This window comes from Duganella vulcania (assembly GCF_009857655.1).
GTDB lineage: Bacteria > Pseudomonadota > Gammaproteobacteria > Burkholderiales > Burkholderiaceae_D > Rugamonas > Rugamonas vulcania.
Genome location: NZ_WWCX01000067.1, coordinates 14178 through 33328 on the forward strand (window position 1 = coordinate 14178; position 19151 = coordinate 33328).

Consider the following 19151-nt stretch of genomic DNA (forward strand, 5'->3'; position numbering starts at 1 on the left):
TGTGACCAGCGGGCGTTTTCACTAATGCCATCAGCCTTATCGGCCTAACGCGCCGAGGGTATTGAAAAGGACATTTACATGCAAAACAGTCTGTTGAAGCCACGTATTATCGATGTAGAGGCGCTGGGCGCCGGCCACGCTAAAGTCGTGATGGAGCCGTTCGAACGCGGCTATGGCCATACATTGGGTAATGCGCTGCGCCGCGTACTGCTGTCGTCGATGGTGGGCTACGCGCCGACCGAAGTGACGATCGCGGGCGTTGTACACGAATATTCGTCGCTCGACGGCGTCCAGGAAGACGTCGTTGACCTGCTGCTGAACCTGAAGGGCGTGGTCTTCAAAGTCCACAACCGTGACTCCGTCACCCTGACCCTGAAAAAGGAAGGCGAAGGCGCCATCCTGGCTTCGGACATCGATCTGCCACACGACGTGGAACTGATCAACCCGGACCACGTGATCGCCCACCTGACCGCCGGCGGCAAGCTGGACATGCAGATCAAGGTGGAAAAAGGCCGTGGCTATGTGCCAGGTAACGTCCGCCGCCTGTCCGAAGACACCAACAAGACCATCGGCCGCATCATCCTGGATGCATCGTTCTCGCCAGTGCGCCGCGTTTCCTACTTCGTCGAGTCCGCTCGCGTGGAACAGCGTACCGACCTGGACAAGCTGATCATCAACATCGAAACCAACGGCGTCATCTCGCCGGAAGAAGCGATCCGTCAATCGGCCCGCGTGCTGGTCGATCAACTGAACGTGTTCGCCGCCCTGGAAGGCACCGAAGCCGCTGCTGAAGCGCCTTCGCGCGCACCGCTGGTCGATCCTATCCTGCTGCGTCCAGTGGACGACCTGGAACTGACCGTGCGTTCGGCCAACTGCCTGAAAGCGGAAAACATCTACTACATCGGCGACCTGATCCAGCGTTCGGAAAACGAACTGCTGAAGACGCCGAACCTGGGCCGCAAGTCCCTGAACGAAATCAAGGAAGTGCTGGCTTCCCGCGGCCTGACCCTGGGCATGAAGCTGGAAAACTGGCCGCCTGCTGGCCTGGAAAAATAACAGATTGGGCGACAGTGCTGGACATCGCGTAGCGATGTTCTGCCCTGTTGCCAACTGATTTGCTGTACCCGCCCGGCACATGTTGTGCCGGGCGTTATCCCTAGAACCGGTCCGCGCTCCCCGTCAAACGTGAGCGATCGAAGAACTCGGATTTAAACACCTGAAAGGAAGTACCATGCGTCACCGTCACGGCCTCCGTAAACTGAACCGTACCTCGTCCCACCGTCTGGCAATGCTGCGCAACATGACCGTTTCCCTGCTGCGTCATGAAGCCATCAAAACCACGCTGCCAAAAGCTAAAGAACTGCGCCGCGTAGTTGAGCCGATCCTGACCCTGGGCAAGACCGACACCCTGGCTAACAAGCGTCTGGCATTCTCCCGTCTGCGCGATCGTGAAATGGTTCTGAAGCTGTTCGCAGAACTGGGCCCACGCTACGCAAACCGCAACGGCGGCTACCTGCGCATCCTGAAAATGGGTTTCCGTGTTGGCGACAACGCTCCTATGGCTTACGTTGAGCTGATGGACCGTCCAGAAGTCACCGACATCGACGCAGCGCCAACCGCAGAAGAGTAATCTTCGCAGTTGTCACCGCGTTACGAAAAAGCCAGGCTCAGCCTGGCTTTTTTTATGCCCGGGCTTAAGGCCGCCCTCAGGCGCAAAAACTAAGCCCGGTGTACTATGCTGGTGCTTGTTTCGTCGAAAGAAAACCCATGCTGCGTATTGCCCGCCTTTTCCTGCCCTTGCTGTCGCTGATCGCCCTGTTGATGGCGCGTCCCGCGCTGGCCGACGACGGCTTCCTGGAACCCGATGTGGCCTTCAAGTTCTCGGCCCGCATGGTCGATGGCCATACGCTGTCGGTCAGCTTCCAGATCGCCGACGGCTACTACATGTACCGCGAGCGCTTCAAGTTCAGCGCCAGCGGCGCCAGGCTGGGCGCGCTGTCCATCCCGGCCGGCACCGTGCACTTCGACGAGACCTTCCAGAAGAACGTCGAGACCTACCGCAAGAGCGTCACCATGACCATGCCGGTCGAGGGCGACGGCCCGTTCACGCTGGTGGCGGTGGGGCAGGGCTGTTCGGACAAGGGCTTGTGCTACGCGCCGCAAGAATACAAGGCATCGCTGGTCGGCAGTGGTTCGGTGCCGCTGCCTGGCGGGACCGCCGGGGCTGCCGCAAGCACCGCTGCCGGCAGCCAGGCAACGGCGCGCACAGCCGTGCCGATCCAGGCCGCAACGCCGGCCGCGCCCAGCGCAGCTGTCGGCGAAGGCAAGCCCGCCGCGCAGACGCCGGGCGTCACCATCCGCGCCATCCCCGAGCCGGTCACCACCGTCCTGCCGCCGCTGACCGCGCCCACCGCGGCCACCGCGCCGGCCGATGAGGCCAGCCGCTGGGAAGCGGCCTTGCGCACCGGCAGCCTGACCATCATCCTGCCGCTCTTCCTGGTCCTTGGGCTCGGCCTGTCGTTCACGCCGTGCGTGCTGCCGATGGTGCCCATCTTGTCGTCGATTATCGTGGGCGAGGGCGCGCAAAGCAGCCGCAGTCGTGGCTTGATGCTGTCGTCCGCATACTCGCTGGGCATGGCCATCGTCTACACCGGCCTGGGCGTCGCGGCGGGGTTTGCCGGCGAAGGGCTGGCCGCCCAGTTCCAGAACCCGTGGGTGCTGGGCACGTTCGCGCTGCTGATGGCGCTGCTGTCGCTGTCGATGTTCGGATACTACGAACTGCAGGTGCCGGCCGTTTTCCAGTCCAGGCTGAGCTCCGTCTCCAACCGCCAGTCGGCCGGCAAGCTGGCCGGCGTGTTTGTGATGGGGATGATTTCCGCGCTGATCGTGGGCCCCTGTGTCGGTCCCGCGCTGCTGGGCATACTGGTCTTCATCAGCGGCTCGCATGACGCGGTGCTGGGCGGCGCCGCGCTGTTCGCGATGGCCGTCGGCATGAGCGTGCCGCTGCTGCTGGTTGGCGTTTCGGCCGGCGCCTTGCTGCCCAGGGCCGGCGCGTGGATGGATGCCGTCAAGCGCTTCTTTGGCGTGATGCTGCTGGCGGTGGGCTGGTGGCTGGTGTCGCCGGTGTTGCCGCCGGCCGTGCAGATGGTAGGCTGGGCGGTGCTGCTGACCGGCTACGGCGTCTACCTGCTGGCGCACCACGGCAAGTGGGTGGCCAAGTCGGCCGGCGTCGTCGCCGCCGTGCTGGGCCTGGTGCAACTGGTGGGCGTGGCCAGTGGCGGACGCGATCCGCTGGCGCCGCTGGCCCACCTGGGCGCCAAGCATGAGACGCTGCCGTTCCAGCGCATCAAGACCGTGCAGCAGCTCGACGCGCTGCTGGCGCAAACCGGCGGCCGCACCGTCATGCTGGACTTCTATGCCGACTGGTGCGTGTCCTGCAAGGAAATGGAAAAGCTGACCTTCGTCGATCCGCAGGTGCGCGCCAAGCTGGCCAACAGCCTGCTGCTGCAAGTGGACGTGACCGCCAACGACGCCGACGACAAGGCCATGCTGAAGCGCTTCGGCCTGTTCGGCCCGCCGGGCATCATCCTGTTCGACAAGCAGGGCAGGGAAATCGACGGCGCCCGCGTCATCGGCTTCCAGGATGCGGCGAAATTCACCGCATCCCTGTCACGCCTGAACTAAGAACTTAGCCCTTGTGGCCGGCCCAGCCGCCGCGAGGGCCGGCATGCCCGCCGTGCGCGCCGCCCATTGTGTGGTCGTCGAAGATGGCTTTCTGCTCGGCCGTCAGCTGGCTGTAGAACGCCGTCAGCGCGGTCAGGTGCGCTTCCATTTTGGCCTGGCGCTGCTTGCTCAGGTCAAGCATCTTGGCCAGGCGGTCGGGTGCCGACATCTGGGCGATGGCCGCGCGGTCCGGCATCATGCCGCCGGTCGCGGCCGGCGCGATCGCCGCCTGGTAGCTGGCCCATGCCGACTCCTGCTGCGCGGTCAGCTTCAACAGGTCGTGCAGCTTGGCCTGGCGCTTGGCGAACAGTTCCGCCATCTTGGCCTGCATCTGCTCGCGGTTGACGGTGGCGCCATGGCGGCCGGCCGCCGGAGCCGCATTGTCCATCTGCGTCTGAGCCTGCGCCGCCGCCATGCCCACCACGGTGAAACCGATCAATATGCTTTTGCGTAAGACGTTCATGGTCGTTCCCCTATCGTTGAAAGTTGAGTATCGCGATGCATGGGCAGCGCGCTTGAACCCATAGTGGCAGCGCAAGGTTGCCACGAAGTTTCGCAGTTTGCGGATTTTGTATCCAGATGTTTCGTCACTGGAGAGATATACAAGACGATACAATTGGTGATTGGTCACGCGCCGGCTAACTGGGGATAATTAGCATATGGAACCCACATCAACTATCTTGATCGTCGACGACGATCGCGACATCCGCACCCTGCTGGCCGACTACCTCGAATCGAACGGCTACCGCGCCCTGTGCGCCGCCGACGGCGCCGCCATGTGGAAGCTGCTCGACGAGGCCCGGCCCGAACTGGTCGTGCTCGACCTCAACCTGCCCGGCGACGACGGCCTGACCCTGTGCCGCAAGCTGCGCGCCCACTCCACGCTGCCGGTCATCATGCTCACCGCCCGCAACGAGCCGCTGGACCGCATCCTCGGCCTGGAGATGGGCGCCGACGACTACCTGCCCAAGCCGTTCGAGCCGCGCGAGCTGCTGGCGCGCATCCGTAGCGTCCTGCGGCGCAGCAACGCCATGCCGGTCGGCAGCGGCGCCGAGAAGGCGCAGCTGATGCGCTTCTCCGGCTGGACGCTGGACCTGACCGCGCGCCACCTGCTCAACCCGGACGGCATCGTCATCATGCTGTCGGGCGCCGAGTTCCGCCTGCTCAAGGTCTTCCTCGAGCACCCGAACCGCGTGCTCAACCGCGATCAGCTGCTCAACCTCACCCAGGGCCGCGACGCCGATCCGTTCGACCGCTCGATCGACATCCAGATCAGCCGCCTGCGCCAGAAGCTGGGCGAGGACGCGCGCCTGCCGCAGATCATCAAGACCGTGCGCAACGGCGGCTACGTGCTGGCCGGCACCGTCACCGTGGAGTCGCAGGCGTGAAAGCTTTCTTCGGCTCGATGACCGGGCGGGTGTTCCTGATCCTGCTGCTCGGTATCGTCGCCTCGGCGGCGCTGACCCAATGGCTGGCGGTCGGCGAGCGCGTGCGCGCGCTGGAGCGCTACCGCGACTTCCACGCGCTCGAGCGCGCCGAACAATTGATCACCACCGCCGACGTGCTGCCCGAAGCCTCGCGCCCGACCTACCTGCGCATGGCCACGCGCGGCACCGTCAAGCTGGAGGCCACCGACCAGCCGCTGGCCGCGGGCCTGCCGCCGACCGAGTTCTCCGCCACCCTGCAGCAGCGCCTGGGCGAAGGCTACCAGCTGGCCCCGCTGGCCGAGCACCCGGCCGTGTGCGACCTGCCGCGCAAGAGCAGCAACATCTTCGCGCCCAGCCAATGGCGCGGCACCTGCGAGACCATGAACGTGCGCCTGCACGACGGCCAGGTGCTCAAGCTGTCCGTGCTGCCGCCGCGCGCGCCGCCGCCGTCCGGCCATAGCGAGCTGCTGGCCATCCTGCCCTTCCTGCTCTGCATCGCCGCGCTGGCCTACCTGGTCACGCGCATGACGGTGCGTCCGCTCCAGCGGCTGGCGCAGGCCGCCAAGGACCTGGGCAACGACATCAACCACGCGCCGGTGGTGCTGAGCGGCGCGGCCGAGATCCGCCAGGCCAGCGCCGCCTTCAACGCCATGCAGGCGCGCATCCGCCAGCACATCATGCAGCGCACGCAGATGCTGGCCGCCATCACCCACGACCTGCAGACGCCGCTCACCCGCCTGCGCCTGCGGCTGGAAAAAGTCAGCGACCACGATCTGCAGCAGCGCCTGATCGAAGACCTGTCGGCGATGCAGCAGATGGTCAAGGAAGGCCTGGACCTGGCGCGCAGCATGGACACCACCGAAACCATGCAGGCGCTGGACCTCGACGCGCTGCTCGACAGCGTCTGCAGCGACGCCACCGACGGCGGCCAGCCGGTCGAGCTGCGCGGCCGCGCGGCGATGGCGCTGATGGGACGGCCGATGGCGATCCGCCGCTGCCTGGTCAACCTGATCGACAACGCCGTCAAGTACGGCCACTACGCCAACGTGACGGTCGAGCGCATGGTGGGCGCGGCGCGCATCCGCATCCGCGACGGCGGCCCCGGCATCGACCCGGACCAGATGGCGCGCGTGTTCGAACCGTTCTACCGCATCGAAACGTCGCGCTCGCGCGAGTCCGGCGGCACCGGCCTGGGCCTGACCATCGCCCGCAACATCGCCGAGCAGCACGGCGCCAACGTCATGCTGGCCAACCATGCCGACGGCGGCCTGGAGGTGACGCTGATCGTGCCGGAATACTACGCCGGCGCCTGAATCCGCAGGGCGCGGTTTTTCCAGTAAATACTGTGCGACAATATTCCGCCTTGTCCAGGGTGGTAATGTTTTTCGACAGTAAACCTAGTTTAAAAAATAATGAAAAAATCTTCCTTAGCAGTTCTGGTGGGCGCCATCGCCGTGGTCGGTGGCGGCGTCTGGTACGCGACGCATCAAACGGCCGAGCCGCCGAAGGGGCAGGCCCAGGGCCAGCAAGGCCCGACCACCGTCAGCGTGATCGCGCCGGTGCGCCAGGATGTGCCCGTGGTGCTGCAAGCGAACGGCACCGTCACACCGATCAGCACGGTGGACCTGCATCCGCAAACCACCAGCACCATCGCCAAGGTGCACATCAAGGAAGGGCAGTTCGTCAAATCGGGCGAGCTGATGTTCACGCTGGACGACCGCAGCGAACGCGCCAACCTCGACAAGGCCCAGGCCCAGGTCGCGCGCGACCAGGCCGCGCTGGCCGACTACGAGCGCCAGTACAAGCGCGCGCAGGAACTGCTGGCCAAGAGCTTCATCGCGCAAGGCGCGGTCGACACGCTCAAGAGCCAGGTCGACTCGGCGCGCGCGCTGCTGCAGGCCGACATCGCCGCCGCCCGCTCGGTGGGCGTGGACGCCAGCTATACCGCGATCCGTTCGCCGATGAGCGGCCGCGTCGGCGCCATCAATGTTTATCCGGGCAGCCTGGTGCAGCTGGCCACGTCGCTCACCACCGTCACCCAGCTCGATCCGATCAACGTCTCCTTCACGCTGCCGGAGTCGGCGCTGGCCGGCCTGCTGCAGGCGCAACATGAGGGCGCGGTGCCGGTCAAGGTGGTGCAGGGCGGCGGCCAGGAAATCAGCGGCGCGCTGAGCTTCATCGACAACACGGTCGACCCGGTCGCCGGCGTGATCCGCGTGAAGGCCCAGTTCGACAACAAGGACACCAAACTGTGGCCGGGCCAGTACGTCAACACCAGGCTGGTCTCGCAGGTGTTGAAGGACGCCATGGTGATCCCGCAAAACGCCATCATCAGCAACACGCGCGGCACCTTCATCTACGCGGTCGACGCCGACCACGCCGCCAAGGTGGTCAACATCAAGCGCGTGTACTCGTTTGGCGACAACGCCGCCGTGACCGGCCTGAGCGGCAGTGAACAAGTCATCGTCGACGGCAAGCAGAACCTGCGGCCGGGCGGCAAGGTGCGTATCGCCGGCGCCGACAAGCCGGCCGACGCGACCAAACAAAAGGGCTAAGCGATGAACCTTTCCGAGTTGTGCATCCGCCGGCCGGTGATGGTGGTGCTGCTGTCGCTGACCCTGATCCTGGCCGGCGTGCTGGCGTACTTCTACATCCCGGTCGCCGCGCTGCCGAGCTACAACACGCCGGTGATCAACGTCTCGGCCGACCTGCCGGGCGCCGCGCCGGACACGATGGCCTCGTCCGTCGCGCTGCCGCTGGAAAAGCAGTTCTCCACCATCGCCGGCCTGTCGCTGATCACCTCCACCAACACGCTGGGCAATTCCTCGCTGACGCTGGAGTTCGACCCCAGCGTCAACGTCAACGAAGCGGCGGTGGATGTGCAGGCCGCGCTGCTGCGCGCCCAGCGCCAGTTGCCGATCGAGATGACCGACCTGCCGTCCTACCGCAAGGTCAACCCGGCCGACGCGCCGGTGCTGTTCATGACGATGAACTCGCCATCGCTGACCCTGGCCGAACTGAACGACTACGCCGAGAACCTGATCGCGCCCAGCCTGTCGACGCTGCCGGGCGTGGCGCAAGTCAGCGTCAACGGCCAGAAGCGTTTCGCCGTGCGCGTGCGCGCGAGGTCCGAGCTGATGAACGCCCGCAACTTGACGCTGGATGAATTGCAACAGGCGATCAAGTCGGCCAACGCCAACACGCCACTGGGCATCCTCGACGGCCCGAGCCAGACCTTGACCATCCAGGGCAACGCCCAGCTGATGAAAGCCTCCGAATTCGCCGAGCTGATCGTCGCGCAGCGCAATGGCCAGCCGGTGCGCCTGAAGGACGTGGCGACGGTCGAGGACAGCTTCCAGTCGGTCAAGACCGCCGGCAGCTACAACGGCGAGCGCTCCATCGTGCTGCTGGTGCAGCGCCAGCCGGACGCCAACACCGTGCAGGTGGTCGACGGCGTGCGCCGCCTGCTGCCGCGCTTCAAGAACCAGCTGCCGGCCTCGATCAACATCAACCTGGTCAACGACCGTTCGGTGTCGATCCGCGAAGCCATCCACGACGTCAACCTGACGCTGCTGCTGACCATCTTCCTGGTGGTGCTGGTGATCTTCCTGTTCCTGCGCCGCGCGGCCGCCACCTTCATCCCGGCCATCACGATGCCGATCTCGCTGCTGGGCGCGCTGGCCTTGCTGTACGCCTTCGGCTACAGCCTCGACAACGTCTCCCTGCTCGGCATCACGCTCGCGGTCGGCCTGGTGGTGGACGACGCCATCGTGGTGCTGGAGAACATCGTGCGCCACATCGAGCTCGGCAAGAAGCCGCTGCAAGCCTCGCTGGTGGGCGCCAAGGAAATGGGCTTCACGATCATCTCGATCTCGGTCTCGCTGGTGGCCGTGTTTATCCCGATCTTCTTCATGCCCGGCGTGATCGGCTTGATGTTCCATGAATTCGCCGTGGTGGTGGCGCTGTCGGTGTTGGTGTCGGCGGCGGTGTCGCTGATGCTGGTGCCGATGCTGGCCAGCCGCCTGCTGCCGGCCGACGCCATTGATCCCGAGCACGACAAGGGCGGCTTCATCGGCCGCTGGTTCGAGACCGGCTTCACCGCACTGCGCAACGGCTACGTGCGCACGCTGGACATCGCGCTGCACCACCGTTACATCGTGCTGCTGGCGGCGATCGGCACCTTCGCGCTGACGGCGGTGTTGTATGTGACCATCCCGAAAGGCTTCTTCCCCGAGGAAGACCTGGGCCAGATCCGCGTCAACACCGAGGCCTCGGAAGACATCTCGTCGTCCTCGCTGATGGAATTGCAGGAACGCGTGGCGGCCGTCATCAAGGCCGACCCCAACGTGCAGGACGTGACCTCGTTTGTCGGCGGCGGCAACAGCGGCCGCATGTTCCTGGTGCTCAAGCCGCGCGACCAGCGCCAGAAGATGCCGCAAGTGCTCGACAGCCTGCGCAAGGCCACCAAGTCGGTGGCCGGCATCTCCGTCTACCTGAGCCCGGTGCAGAACCTGCAGCTGGGCGGACGCCAGTCCAAGAGCCGCTACCAGTACACGCTGCAATCGGTCAGCCCCGGCGCGCTCAACGACTGGGCGCAAAAATACCTCGACAAGCTGCGCGCCGATCCCGACTTCCGCGACGTCACCAGCGATTCGCAGAACAAGGGCCTGCAAGCGTCGCTGAAGATCGACCGCGACAAGGCCAACAACCTCGGCGTGGCCATCGGCGACATCCGCACCGCGCTCTACCTGGCCTTCGGCGAGCGGCAGGTGTCGACCATCTACTCGCCGGCCGCCAGCTACTACGTGATCCTGGAGGCGGCCACCGCCGACCGCCAGTTCGACGACGCGCTGACCCGCATCTCGGTGCGCAACAAGAGCGGCAACCTGGTGCAGCTGTCCAGCTTTGCCACGGTCGAGCGCACCATCGGCCCGACCGCCGTCAACCACCAGGGCCAGCTGCAGGCGATCACGCTGTCGTTCAACCTGGCGCCGGATGTCCCGCTGGGCAAGGCCACCGCCAAGATCGACCAGATGGGCATGGAGATGCACCTGCCGCCATCGATCATCACCAACTACGGCGGCGACGCGGCCGTGTTCCAGAGCTCGCAGGGCAGCCAGCTGATCCTGATCATCGCCGCGCTGGGCGTGATCTACGTGCTGCTGGGCGTGCTGTATGAGAGCTACATCCACCCGCTGACCATCCTGGCCGGCCTGCCGTCGGCCGCCGTGGGCGCCTTGCTGACCTTGCGCCTGTTTAACCTGGATCTGACGATGATCGCCATCATCGGCATCCTGATGCTGATCGGTATCGTCAAGAAGAACGCCATCATGATGATCGACTTCGCGCTGCACGTGCAGCGCAACGAGGGCCGCACGCCGGCCGAGGCGATCCGCGAAGCCTGCGTGCTGCGCTTCCGCCCGATCATGATGACCACCATGGCCGCGCTGATGGGCGCCTTGCCGATCGCGCTGGGCCTGGGCGCCGGCGCCGAGCTGCGCCAGCCGCTGGGCCTGGCCGTGGTGGGCGGCCTGATCTTCTCGCAGGTGATCACGCTGTACATCACGCCGGTCATCTACCTGTTCCTCGACAAGTACAGCGGCACCGGCCCGATGAGCGACGAGGAGCTGGTGGCCGGCGACGTGCCGCCCGGTCCGGGTGTGCACGCCGTACCACTGAAGGCCGTGAACACCGTCAAGCATTGAGCGGTCACAAGTTGCTCTGAAGATCGGCTATTTATTATGGGCAAGTTGCCCATAATAAAAGGACGGATACAGATGAAACGCCACAGTGTCACCATCATCGGCATGGGCCCTCGCGGGCTCAGCGCTTTTGAGCGCCTGGCGGCCGCCGCCGCCAGCCTGCAACTGCCGCTCGACCTCAACCTGATCGAACCGGGCGACTGCGGTCCCGGCGTGCACAGCACGCGCCAGCCGCAGCATCTCTTGATCAACACCATCGCCAGCCAGGTCACGCTGTTTCCCGCGCCGGGCGCGGTGCAGCACGCGCCGGTGTGCGCCACGCCCTCGCTGACCACGTGGGCGCGCCAGCAGGGCTACCGCCGCGTCGGCGAGCGCTACTACCGCCTCGACGGGCAGGGCGGCGCCGAGATCACCGAAGCCGACTACCTGCCGCGCAGCCTGCTGGGCGAATACCTGGCCTGGGGCTACCGCCAGATCGCCGCCGCGTTGCCGTCCAGTGTGCGCCTGACCCACCACCGCCTGCGCGCCACCGACCTGTGGCGCCAGCCGGATGGCCGCCACACCGTCGAACTGGAAACCGGTTACCTGGTGCACAGCGACTTCGTCGTGCTGACCACCGGCCACGGCCGCAACCAGCCCGGCGCGCTGGACGCCATGCTGGCCGCGTTCGCGCAGGAGCACGCCCGCCACAACAGCCGGCTGGCCTTTGTGCGCCACGCCTATCCGCTGAGCCGGCTCGACGGCATCGGCGCCGGCACCCGCGTGGCCATCCAGGGCCTGGGCCTGAGCGCACACGACATCATCGCCGAGCTGACGGTGGGGCGGGGCGGCGCCTTCGTGCAGGGCGAGGACGGCTTGCGCTACGAACGCTCGGGCGCCGAGCCGCAGCTGACGCTGTGCTCGCGCCACTGCCTGCCGGCCGCCGCGCGCGGCGTCAACCAGAAGGGACTGGACGGCCGCCACCAGCCGCGCTATTTCACGCCGGACGCGGTGGAGGCGCTGCGCCGCCTGGCGCTGGCCTCGCGCGGCAGCCGCCAGCTGGACTTCGAGCGCGAACTGCTGCCGCTGCTCAAGCGCGAGATGGGCTGGGTCTACCGCAACACGCTGGCCACGGCCGCGCCCGACGGCGCCGCCATCGATCCCGCCCGCTACATGCTGTCGGCCGACGACAGCGCGCTGATCGACCAGCTGCTGTTTCCGCTGCGCGGGCGCGAGTTCGATTCGCTTGACGAGTTCCGCCAGTTCTTCACCGGCTGGCTGCGCGACGACCTGGCCGAGGCCCGGCTGGGCAATGTCGGCAGCGCGGTCAAGGCCGCCACCGATGTGCTGCGCGACGTGCGCGCCACGCTGCAGGCGGCGGTCGAGCACGGCGGCCTGACGCCGGCCTCGCACCGCCGCTTCCTCGAGGTCTACCACCCGGCCATCAACCGGGTCGCCTTCGGGCCGCCGCTGCGCCGCAACCAGGAGCTGCTGGCGCTGCTGGGCGCGGGCGTGATCGAGATCGCCTCCGGCCCCGGCTGCACGGTCGAGCTCGACGAGCAGAACGCCCGCTACGCGCTGAGCACCAGGTTTGGCGACAACGTGGTCCAACACCAGGCCGATGTGCTGGTGGTGGCCCGCCTGGACGCCTTTTTGCCCGAGCTGGACGATTCCTTACTCATCCGTAATGTGCTGAAACGGGGGCTGGCGCGGCCGTACTACAACGGCGCCTACCACCCCGGCGGACTGGACATCGACGCCGCCGGCCAGCCGCGCGACGACTTCGGCCAGCCGTCCCGCAACCTGTGGGCGCTGGGCTACCTGGTCGAGGGCGCGCACTACTACACGCACGCGCTGCCGCGGCCCGGAATGCGCTCGCGCCAGGTGCTGGACGCCGACCTCTGCGTGCACACCATGCTGGCCCGCATGGACGCCATCCCCTTGCCGGAGACCCGCCACGCCGCCGTTCCGGCGTCCCCGGTGGCGTTGCCACAAGTCACTTTGTAAAGCCGGTTGATACATACGGTAACACCCGTCAAGACGTGGAACTTGTAAGCTACCCTTTCCTGGAGCGTACGCGCCGCCGTCCGGCGCGTTATCATGGCCTTGCACAGCGGTTCCCAAAAATGCGGGACTCTGGCACTATGGCCGCATTTTCCCGACGTCGTTCCGTTCAAGGTTTGCTATTTTGCATCACGATTCCCATTTACTTTCTGCAAATTCCGAATATTGCGAAACGTGCGGCCAGCGTTTGCCTGAGGCCGGGGAGCGGTACGCCGCATGGGATCGTAAATCGAAGTCCAACCGCATCGGCATCGGCATTTCGATCGCCTTGCACCTGCTGGGCGTGCTGTACTACTTCCTGTCGCCCACGCCAAAGAACACCCACGCCGCGCCGCCCAAGGGCGGGGTGATGGTCTACATCGCGCCGCTGCCGGAGAAGGCGACCAAGAAGCCCACGCCGGAGCCCAAGAAGACCGAGGTGGCCAAGGCCAAGCCGCCGCCGCCGCGCAAGCAGGTCGCCTCCAAGGACGCGCCGGCCGCCATCCGGCCCAAGCTGGAAACCTATGTGCCGCCGGTGCAGGCGACCATGACGCCGCCGCCCGAGCAGGACATGTCCGAGATGATCGCCAAGCGCCGCGCCGCGCGCGAGGCCAACAACCCGCAACCGGCGCCGGCGGCGCCGACCGAGAGCGACAGCGAACGTTCGCTGCGCATCGCCAAGGCCAACATCGCCGGCGCGCAGGGCCGCAACAGCGGCGCCGACAAGGACGACACCGGCGGCATCTTCTCGGTGGACAAGAGCTACCACAGCGCGGACGTGAAATTCCGCGGTTGGAACACCAACTTCAAGCGCCGTTGGCTGCAGCAGATCCACGTGGAGCAGGGCGCCGAGCAGGACATCGAGACCGCCGTGGCCAAGGAAATGGTCAAGATCATCCGCAAGGAAAAGCCGGGCGACTTCGAATGGGATTCGCGCCGCCTGGGCAAGGTGGTCACGCTGAGCGCGCGCAAGGAGGACGAGAAGGAATTGATCGCCTTCCTGCTCAAGGAAATGTTCCCCGAGTACACGCGCGGCGCCGGGCGCTAATTTGCTAAAAAACTGCGTTTCACCCCCCGATTTTCGCAGTGGGTCGCAAACTGCTGATAGCTTGACAACTTTACCTTAAAGTAATCTTGTCGCGGACACCGTCCGTCCCCTATCAGGAGAGTGCGTTCCATGCTATCGATCAAACAGCTGAGCAAGACCTACGCCAACGGCGTCAAGGCCATCAACGACGTTACCCTGGACATCCCGAACGGCATGTTCGGCCTGCTGGGCCCCAACGGCGCCGGCAAATCGTCGCTGATGCGCACCATCGCCACGCTGCAGGATCCCGATAGCGGCAGCATCCACTTCGACGGCCTCGACGTGCTGGCCCAGCCCGAGGCGCTGCGCCGCCAGCTCGGCTACCTGCCGCAGGACTTCGGCGTCTACCCCAAGGTCACCGCCGAGGTGCTGCTGAACCACTTCGCCGTGCTCAAGGGCCTGACCGCGCGCGGCGAGCGCAAGGAGGCGGTCGAGGCGCTGCTGCAGCAGACCAACCTGTGGGAAGCGCGCAAGCGCGGCCTGGGCACCTATTCGGGCGGCATGCGCCAGCGCTTCGGCATCGCCCAGGCGCTGCTCGGCTCGCCACGGCTGGTGATCGTCGACGAACCCACCGCTGGCCTCGACCCCGATGAACGCAACCGCTTCCTCAACCTGCTGGCCAAGATCGGCGAGCAGGTGGTGGTGATCTTGTCGACCCACATCGTGGCCGACGTCACCGACCTGTGTCCGCGCATGGCGCTGATCGTCAAGGGCGAGGTGCGGCTGCAGGGCGAGCCGCAGGCCACCATCGACACGCTGCGCAGCAAGGTCTGGCGCCGCAGCGTCAGCGCCGAGGCGCTGCCGGAATACCAGCAGCGCATGAACGTGCTGCACACCCGCCTGGTCGGCGGCAAGCCGCAGATCAATGTGTACGCCGACAGCCAGCCGGACGACGGCTTCATCCAGGTCGAGCCGGACCTGGAGGACGTCTACTTCCTGCACGTGCGCAGCGCCGCCGCCAACGCGGCCGCCACCGTCTGAGGGGCGCGCCATGTTGATGGAATTCTTTAAATTCGACCTGCGCTACCAGTTGCGCCAGCCGCTGCTGTGGGTCACCGGCCTGATCCTCGGCCTGATGGCCTTCGGCGCCGCCACCAGCGACGCCGTCCAGGTCGGCGGCGCGATCGGCAATGTGCACCGCAACGCGCCGGTGGTCGTGGCGCAGATGCTGGGCTCGTTCACCGTGGTGGCGACCTTCATCGTCACCGTCTTCATCGCCGGCGCCGTGCTGCGCGACAGCGAGGTCGGCATCTCCGACATGCTGTTCGCCACGCCGATGCGCAAATACCAGTACCTGGCCGGGCGCTTCCTGGCCGGCCTGGCCGCCTGTGTGTGCATCTTCGTGCTGATCGCCGCCGGCATGCTGATCGGCTCGGTGATGCCGTGGGTCGACACCGCCCGCGTCGGCCCGCAACCGCTGTTCGCCTACCTGTGGGGCTTCGCCTTCTTCGTCATTCCCAACCTGGTCTTCGTCGGCGCCTTGCTGATGCTGCTGGCCTCCACCACGCGCTCGATGATGCTGGTCTACGTCGGCGTGCTGGGCTTCTTCGTGTTGTGGATCGTGGCCGGCGTGTTCACCCGCGACATCAACAACGAGTGGGCCGCCGTGCTGCTTGACCCGTTCGGCGTGCGCGCCTTCGGCCGCGCCACCCGCTACTTCTCGACCGCCGATTCGAACGCCGGCCTGCCGCCGTTCACCGGCTTCCTGCTGGCCAACCGGGCGCTGTGGCTGGCCATGGCGCTGGTGTTCTTCGGCGCCACGCTGGCGCTGTTCAAGCCGCAGCGCGCCGGCACCGGCCGCCGCCTGTTCGGCAAAGCCAAGGCGGCCGCCCCGGTGGCGGCGCCGTCCAACGTGGCGCTGCCGCGCACGGTCGCGCACTTCGACGCATCGACCGGCTGGCGCCAGTGCTGGCACATCCTGCGCTTCGACGCCATGGGCGTGTTCAAGAGCGTGCCCTTCCTGGTGATGCTGCTGTTCGGCGTGCTCAACTTCGTTGGCGCCGCCAGCCAGGCCGGCGCCAACTTCGGCACCACCGTCTATCCGGTCACCGGACTGATGCTGCGCACGCTGGCCAGCAGCTTCAACTTCATGCTGATTATCGTGCTGACCTTCTACGCCGGCGAGTTGATCTTCAAGGAACGCCAGGCCAAAATCGCCGACGTCAGCGACGCCATGCCGGTGCCGGACTGGGCGCCGCTGCTGGCCAAGAGCATCGCGCTGATCGGCGTCATCTTTGGCTTCCTGCTGACCGGTGTGGTGGCGGCCGTGTGCTTCCAGCTGTTCAAGGGCGGCACGCCGATCGAAGTGGGCCTGTACCTGAAAGGCCTGCTGCTGGAATCGGCATTCTTCGTGCTGATGGGCCTGATGGCCGTGGTGCTGCAAGTGCTGACCAATAACAAGTTCCTCGGCTACCTGCTGGTGATCGTGCTGATGGTGTCGCAGATCGTGCTGAGCGTCATGCACTTCGACCACAACCTGTACAACTTCGCCTCGCTGCCCGGCCTGCGCCATTCGGACATGAATGGCTACGGCCACTTCCTCAAGGGCTGGTCGTGGTTCGGCGTCTACTGGGGCTTGTTCACGCTGGCGCTGCTGGTGCTGGCGCAGGCGTTCTGGGTGCGCGGACTGGCGCGGCCATGGCGCCAGCGCGCGCAACTGGCGGCCGCGCGCCTGAAGGGGCCGTCCGGCGTCGCGCTGGCCACGCTGCTGGCCGGCTTCGCCGGCAGCGGCGCCTGGATCTTCTACAACACCAACGTGCTCAACAAGTACGTGGCATCCGACGTGGTGATGGACAAGCAGGCCCGCTACGAAAAACTGTATCGCCGCTACATCGACCTGCCGCAGCCGCGCGTGACCGACATCAGCGCCGATGTCGACATCTACCCGGCCGAGCGCCGGGTGGCGATCCACGGCCGCTACCTGATGGAAAACAAGACCGGCGCGCCGCTCGACGTGCTGCGCATCCAGGTCAATCCCGACCTGGAAACGCGCTTCGACAACCTGCCGCCGCACACGATGGAACTGGACGACAAGGACGCGGGCTTCAGCATCGTCAAGCTGGCGCAGCCGCTGGCGCCCGGCGCCAGGCTGGACCTGTCGTTCCACGTCGATGTGCGCAACCAGGGCTTCACCAACAGCGGCGCGCCCGACCGGGTCAACCTGAACGGCACTTTCCTCAACAACTTCACCTTCTTCCCGCACTTCGGCTACAACCACCAGGGCGAGCTGACCGACCGCAACGAGCGCCGCAAGCGCGGCCTGGGCGAGCCGGTGCGCATGCCCAAGCTGGAGGACGAGAAGGCGCGCGGCAACGCCATCTTCAGCGACGAGGCGGACTGGATCAACTTCGAGACCACCGTCTCCACCAGCGCCGACCAGATCGCCATCGCCCCCGGCTACCTGCAGAAGCGCTGGGAGCGGAACGGCCGCCGCTACTTCCACTACAAGATGGACCGGCCGATGGTGCCGTTCTTCGCCTACCTGTCGGCCCGCTGGGACGTGCGCAAGGGCGAGTGGCACGGCCTGCCGATCGAGATCTACTACGACAGCAAGCACGCCTACAACGTCGACCGCATGATCACGTCGGCGCAAAAGTCGCTCGACTACTTCGAGGCCAACTTCACGCCCTACCAGCACAAGCAGGTGCGGGTGCTGGAGTTCCCGAACTACCAGGGCTTCGCGCAATCGTTCGCCAACACCATCCCGTATTCGGAATCGATAGGCTTCATCGCCGACCTGCGCAGCAAGGACGACATCGATTACGTCTACTACGTCACCGCGCACGAGATGGCGCACCAGTGGTGGGGCCACCAGGCGGTCAGCGCCAACATGCAGGGCTCGACCATGCTGATCGAATCGCTGGCGCAGTACTCGGCGATGATGGTGATGGAGAAGGCCTACGGCCGCGACAAGCTGCGCCGCTTCCTGCGCTTCGAGCTGGACCGCTACCTGAGCGACCGCGGCGGCGAGCTGGTCGAGGAGCAGCCGCTGCTGCGCGTGGAGAACCAGCAGTACATCCACTACCGCAAGGGCAGCCTGGTGTTCTACCGCCTGCGCGACGAGATCGGCGAGGAAGCGCTCAACCGCGCGCTGAAGCGCTTCCTGGTGGACAAGGCCTACCAGCAGCCGCCGTACACCACCAGCCGCGAACTGCTGTCCTACATCCGCGCCGAGGCGCCGCAGGACAAGCAGGCGCTGATCACCGACCTGTTCGAGAAGATCGTCTTCTACGACAACCGCGTGACCGAGGCCAAGGCCCACAAGCGCGCCGACGGCCAGTGGGACGTGACGATGACGCTGCACCTGGCCAAGATGGAAGCCGACGGCAAGGGCAAGGAGACGCCGCGCGTGTACGACGAGCCGGTCGAGATCGCGGTGTTCGCGCGCGCCAAGGGCGCCAAGGAGCGCGACGAGCGCGTGCTGTTCACCGACAAGCGCGTGCTGCAGGGCAGCGATCCGGTGGTGACGGTGACGGTCAGGGAGCAGCCGTTCGAGGTCGGCGTCGATCCGTACAACAAGATGATCGACCGCGTCTCGCGCGACAACCGCATGGAGGTCACGGTCGAATAAATCTTGGGGAAAATTGTTAAGCTAAAAGACAAATTGGTGAATTGACAAATCTATCATCGGCGGAGATACTTCCCCGATGATAGAACTCCGCGAGATCCGCAAGACCTACCGCCAGGGCGGCAACGACATCCGTGCCCTTGACGGCATCGACCTGCACATCGCGCCCGGCGAGTTCGTCGCCATCATGGGGCCGTCCGGCTCCGGCAAATCCACCCTGCTCAACGTGCTCGGCGCGCTGGACCGACCCGACAGCGGCCGCTACCGCCTGGCCGACGACGAGATCAGCGCCCTGGACGACGACGCCGCCTCCGAGGTGCGCAACCGCCGCATCGGCTTCGTGTTCCAGTCCTTCCATCTGCTGCCGCGCCTGACCGTGCTGGAGAACGTATTGCTGCCGCAGCGCTACGCCCGCGTGGCCGATCCGGATGCGGCCGGCCGCGCCGTCGCGCTGCTGGAACGCATCGGCCTGGGGGAGCGCACCGGCCACCTGCCGGGGCAGCTGTCCGGCGGCCAGTTGCAGCGTGGATTTGCCGGAGCCGGACGGCCCCATGATGGCGACGAACTCGCCGGGCGCGATGTGCAGGTCGATGCCGTCAAGGGCACGGATGTCGTTGCCGCCC

Annotated in this window: 12 protein-coding genes and 2 pseudogenes; 12 read left to right on the forward strand and 2 right to left on the reverse strand. The window is 66.0% G+C overall.

Going from position 1 to position 19151, the window contains the following annotated elements:
• Positions 1-78 precede the first annotated feature (78 nt).
• The 3 genes from GTP90_RS25800 to dsbD all read left to right on the forward strand — a co-directional run bounded on the left by GTP90_RS25800 (position 79) and on the right by dsbD (position 3684).
• Complete coding sequence (locus GTP90_RS25800; protein ID WP_008444343.1) at positions 79-1056, forward strand: DNA-directed RNA polymerase subunit alpha; 978 nt, start codon at positions 79-81, stop codon at positions 1054-1056.
• 175 nt (positions 1057-1231) lie between these two features.
• Positions 1232-1630, forward strand: a complete 399-nt coding sequence (gene rplQ, locus GTP90_RS25805) for a 50S ribosomal protein L17 (protein WP_008444345.1) — start codon at positions 1232-1234, stop codon at positions 1628-1630.
• 137 nt (positions 1631-1767) lie between these two features.
• On the forward strand, positions 1768-3684 hold the full coding sequence (gene dsbD / locus GTP90_RS25810; RefSeq protein WP_161086197.1) for a protein-disulfide reductase DsbD: 1917 nt from the start codon (positions 1768-1770) through the stop codon (positions 3682-3684).
• A gap of 4 nt (positions 3685-3688) precedes the next feature.
• On the opposite strand, the gene GTP90_RS25815 is transcribed toward dsbD, so the two are convergent.
• Entirely contained in the window at positions 3689-4186 is a 498-nt protein-coding gene (locus GTP90_RS25815; RefSeq protein ID WP_161086198.1) for a Spy/CpxP family protein refolding chaperone, read from the reverse strand.
• A 196-nt stretch (positions 4187-4382) separates the two neighbouring features.
• On the opposite strand from GTP90_RS25815, the gene GTP90_RS25820 reads away from it, so the two are divergent.
• The 9 genes and pseudogenes from GTP90_RS25820 to GTP90_RS37120 all read left to right on the forward strand — a co-directional run.
• On the forward strand, positions 4383-5111 hold the full coding sequence (locus tag GTP90_RS25820; protein ID WP_117014453.1) for a response regulator: 729 nt from the start codon (positions 4383-4385) through the stop codon (positions 5109-5111).
• Positions 5108-6463: an ATP-binding protein gene (locus GTP90_RS25825; protein ID WP_371875129.1), complete on the forward strand. Its 1356-nt coding sequence runs from the start codon at positions 5108-5110 to the stop codon at positions 6461-6463. The genes GTP90_RS25820 and GTP90_RS25825 overlap by 4 nt, the downstream gene beginning before the upstream one ends.
• Before the next feature lie 99 nt (positions 6464-6562).
• Positions 6563-7705, forward strand: a complete 1143-nt coding sequence (locus GTP90_RS25830) for an efflux RND transporter periplasmic adaptor subunit (protein WP_161086199.1) — start codon at positions 6563-6565, stop codon at positions 7703-7705.
• A gap of 3 nt (positions 7706-7708) precedes the next feature.
• A complete protein-coding gene (locus GTP90_RS25835; protein ID WP_161086200.1) occupies positions 7709-10855 on the forward strand; it encodes an efflux RND transporter permease subunit in 3147 nt (1048 codons plus the stop codon).
• Positions 10856-10927: 72 nt separating this feature from the next.
• Positions 10928-12838: an FAD/NAD(P)-binding protein gene (locus tag GTP90_RS25840; RefSeq protein WP_161086201.1), complete on the forward strand. Its 1911-nt coding sequence runs from the start codon at positions 10928-10930 to the stop codon at positions 12836-12838.
• 244 nt (positions 12839-13082) lie between these two features.
• Positions 13083-13922 carry a hypothetical protein gene (locus GTP90_RS25845; protein ID WP_254452043.1) on the forward strand — a complete coding sequence of 280 codons (840 nt, stop codon included), beginning with the start codon at positions 13083-13085 and terminating at the stop codon, positions 13920-13922.
• A gap of 129 nt (positions 13923-14051) precedes the next feature.
• A complete protein-coding gene (locus GTP90_RS25850; protein WP_161086203.1) occupies positions 14052-14942 on the forward strand; it encodes an ABC transporter ATP-binding protein in 891 nt (296 codons plus the stop codon).
• 10 nt (positions 14943-14952) lie between these two features.
• Entirely contained in the window at positions 14953-18531 is a 3579-nt protein-coding gene (locus GTP90_RS25855) for a M1 family aminopeptidase (RefSeq protein ID WP_161086204.1), read from the forward strand.
• A gap of 184 nt (positions 18532-18715) precedes the next feature.
• Positions 18716-18994: pseudogene (locus GTP90_RS37120) on the forward strand (ATP-binding cassette domain-containing protein); the annotation flags it as partial.
• 27 nt (positions 18995-19021) lie between these two features.
• Here GTP90_RS37120 and GTP90_RS37650 read toward each other — a convergent pair.
• A pseudogene (locus GTP90_RS37650) lies at positions 19022-19081 on the reverse strand (hypothetical protein); the annotation flags it as partial.
• Positions 19082-19151: the final 70 nt, after the last annotated feature.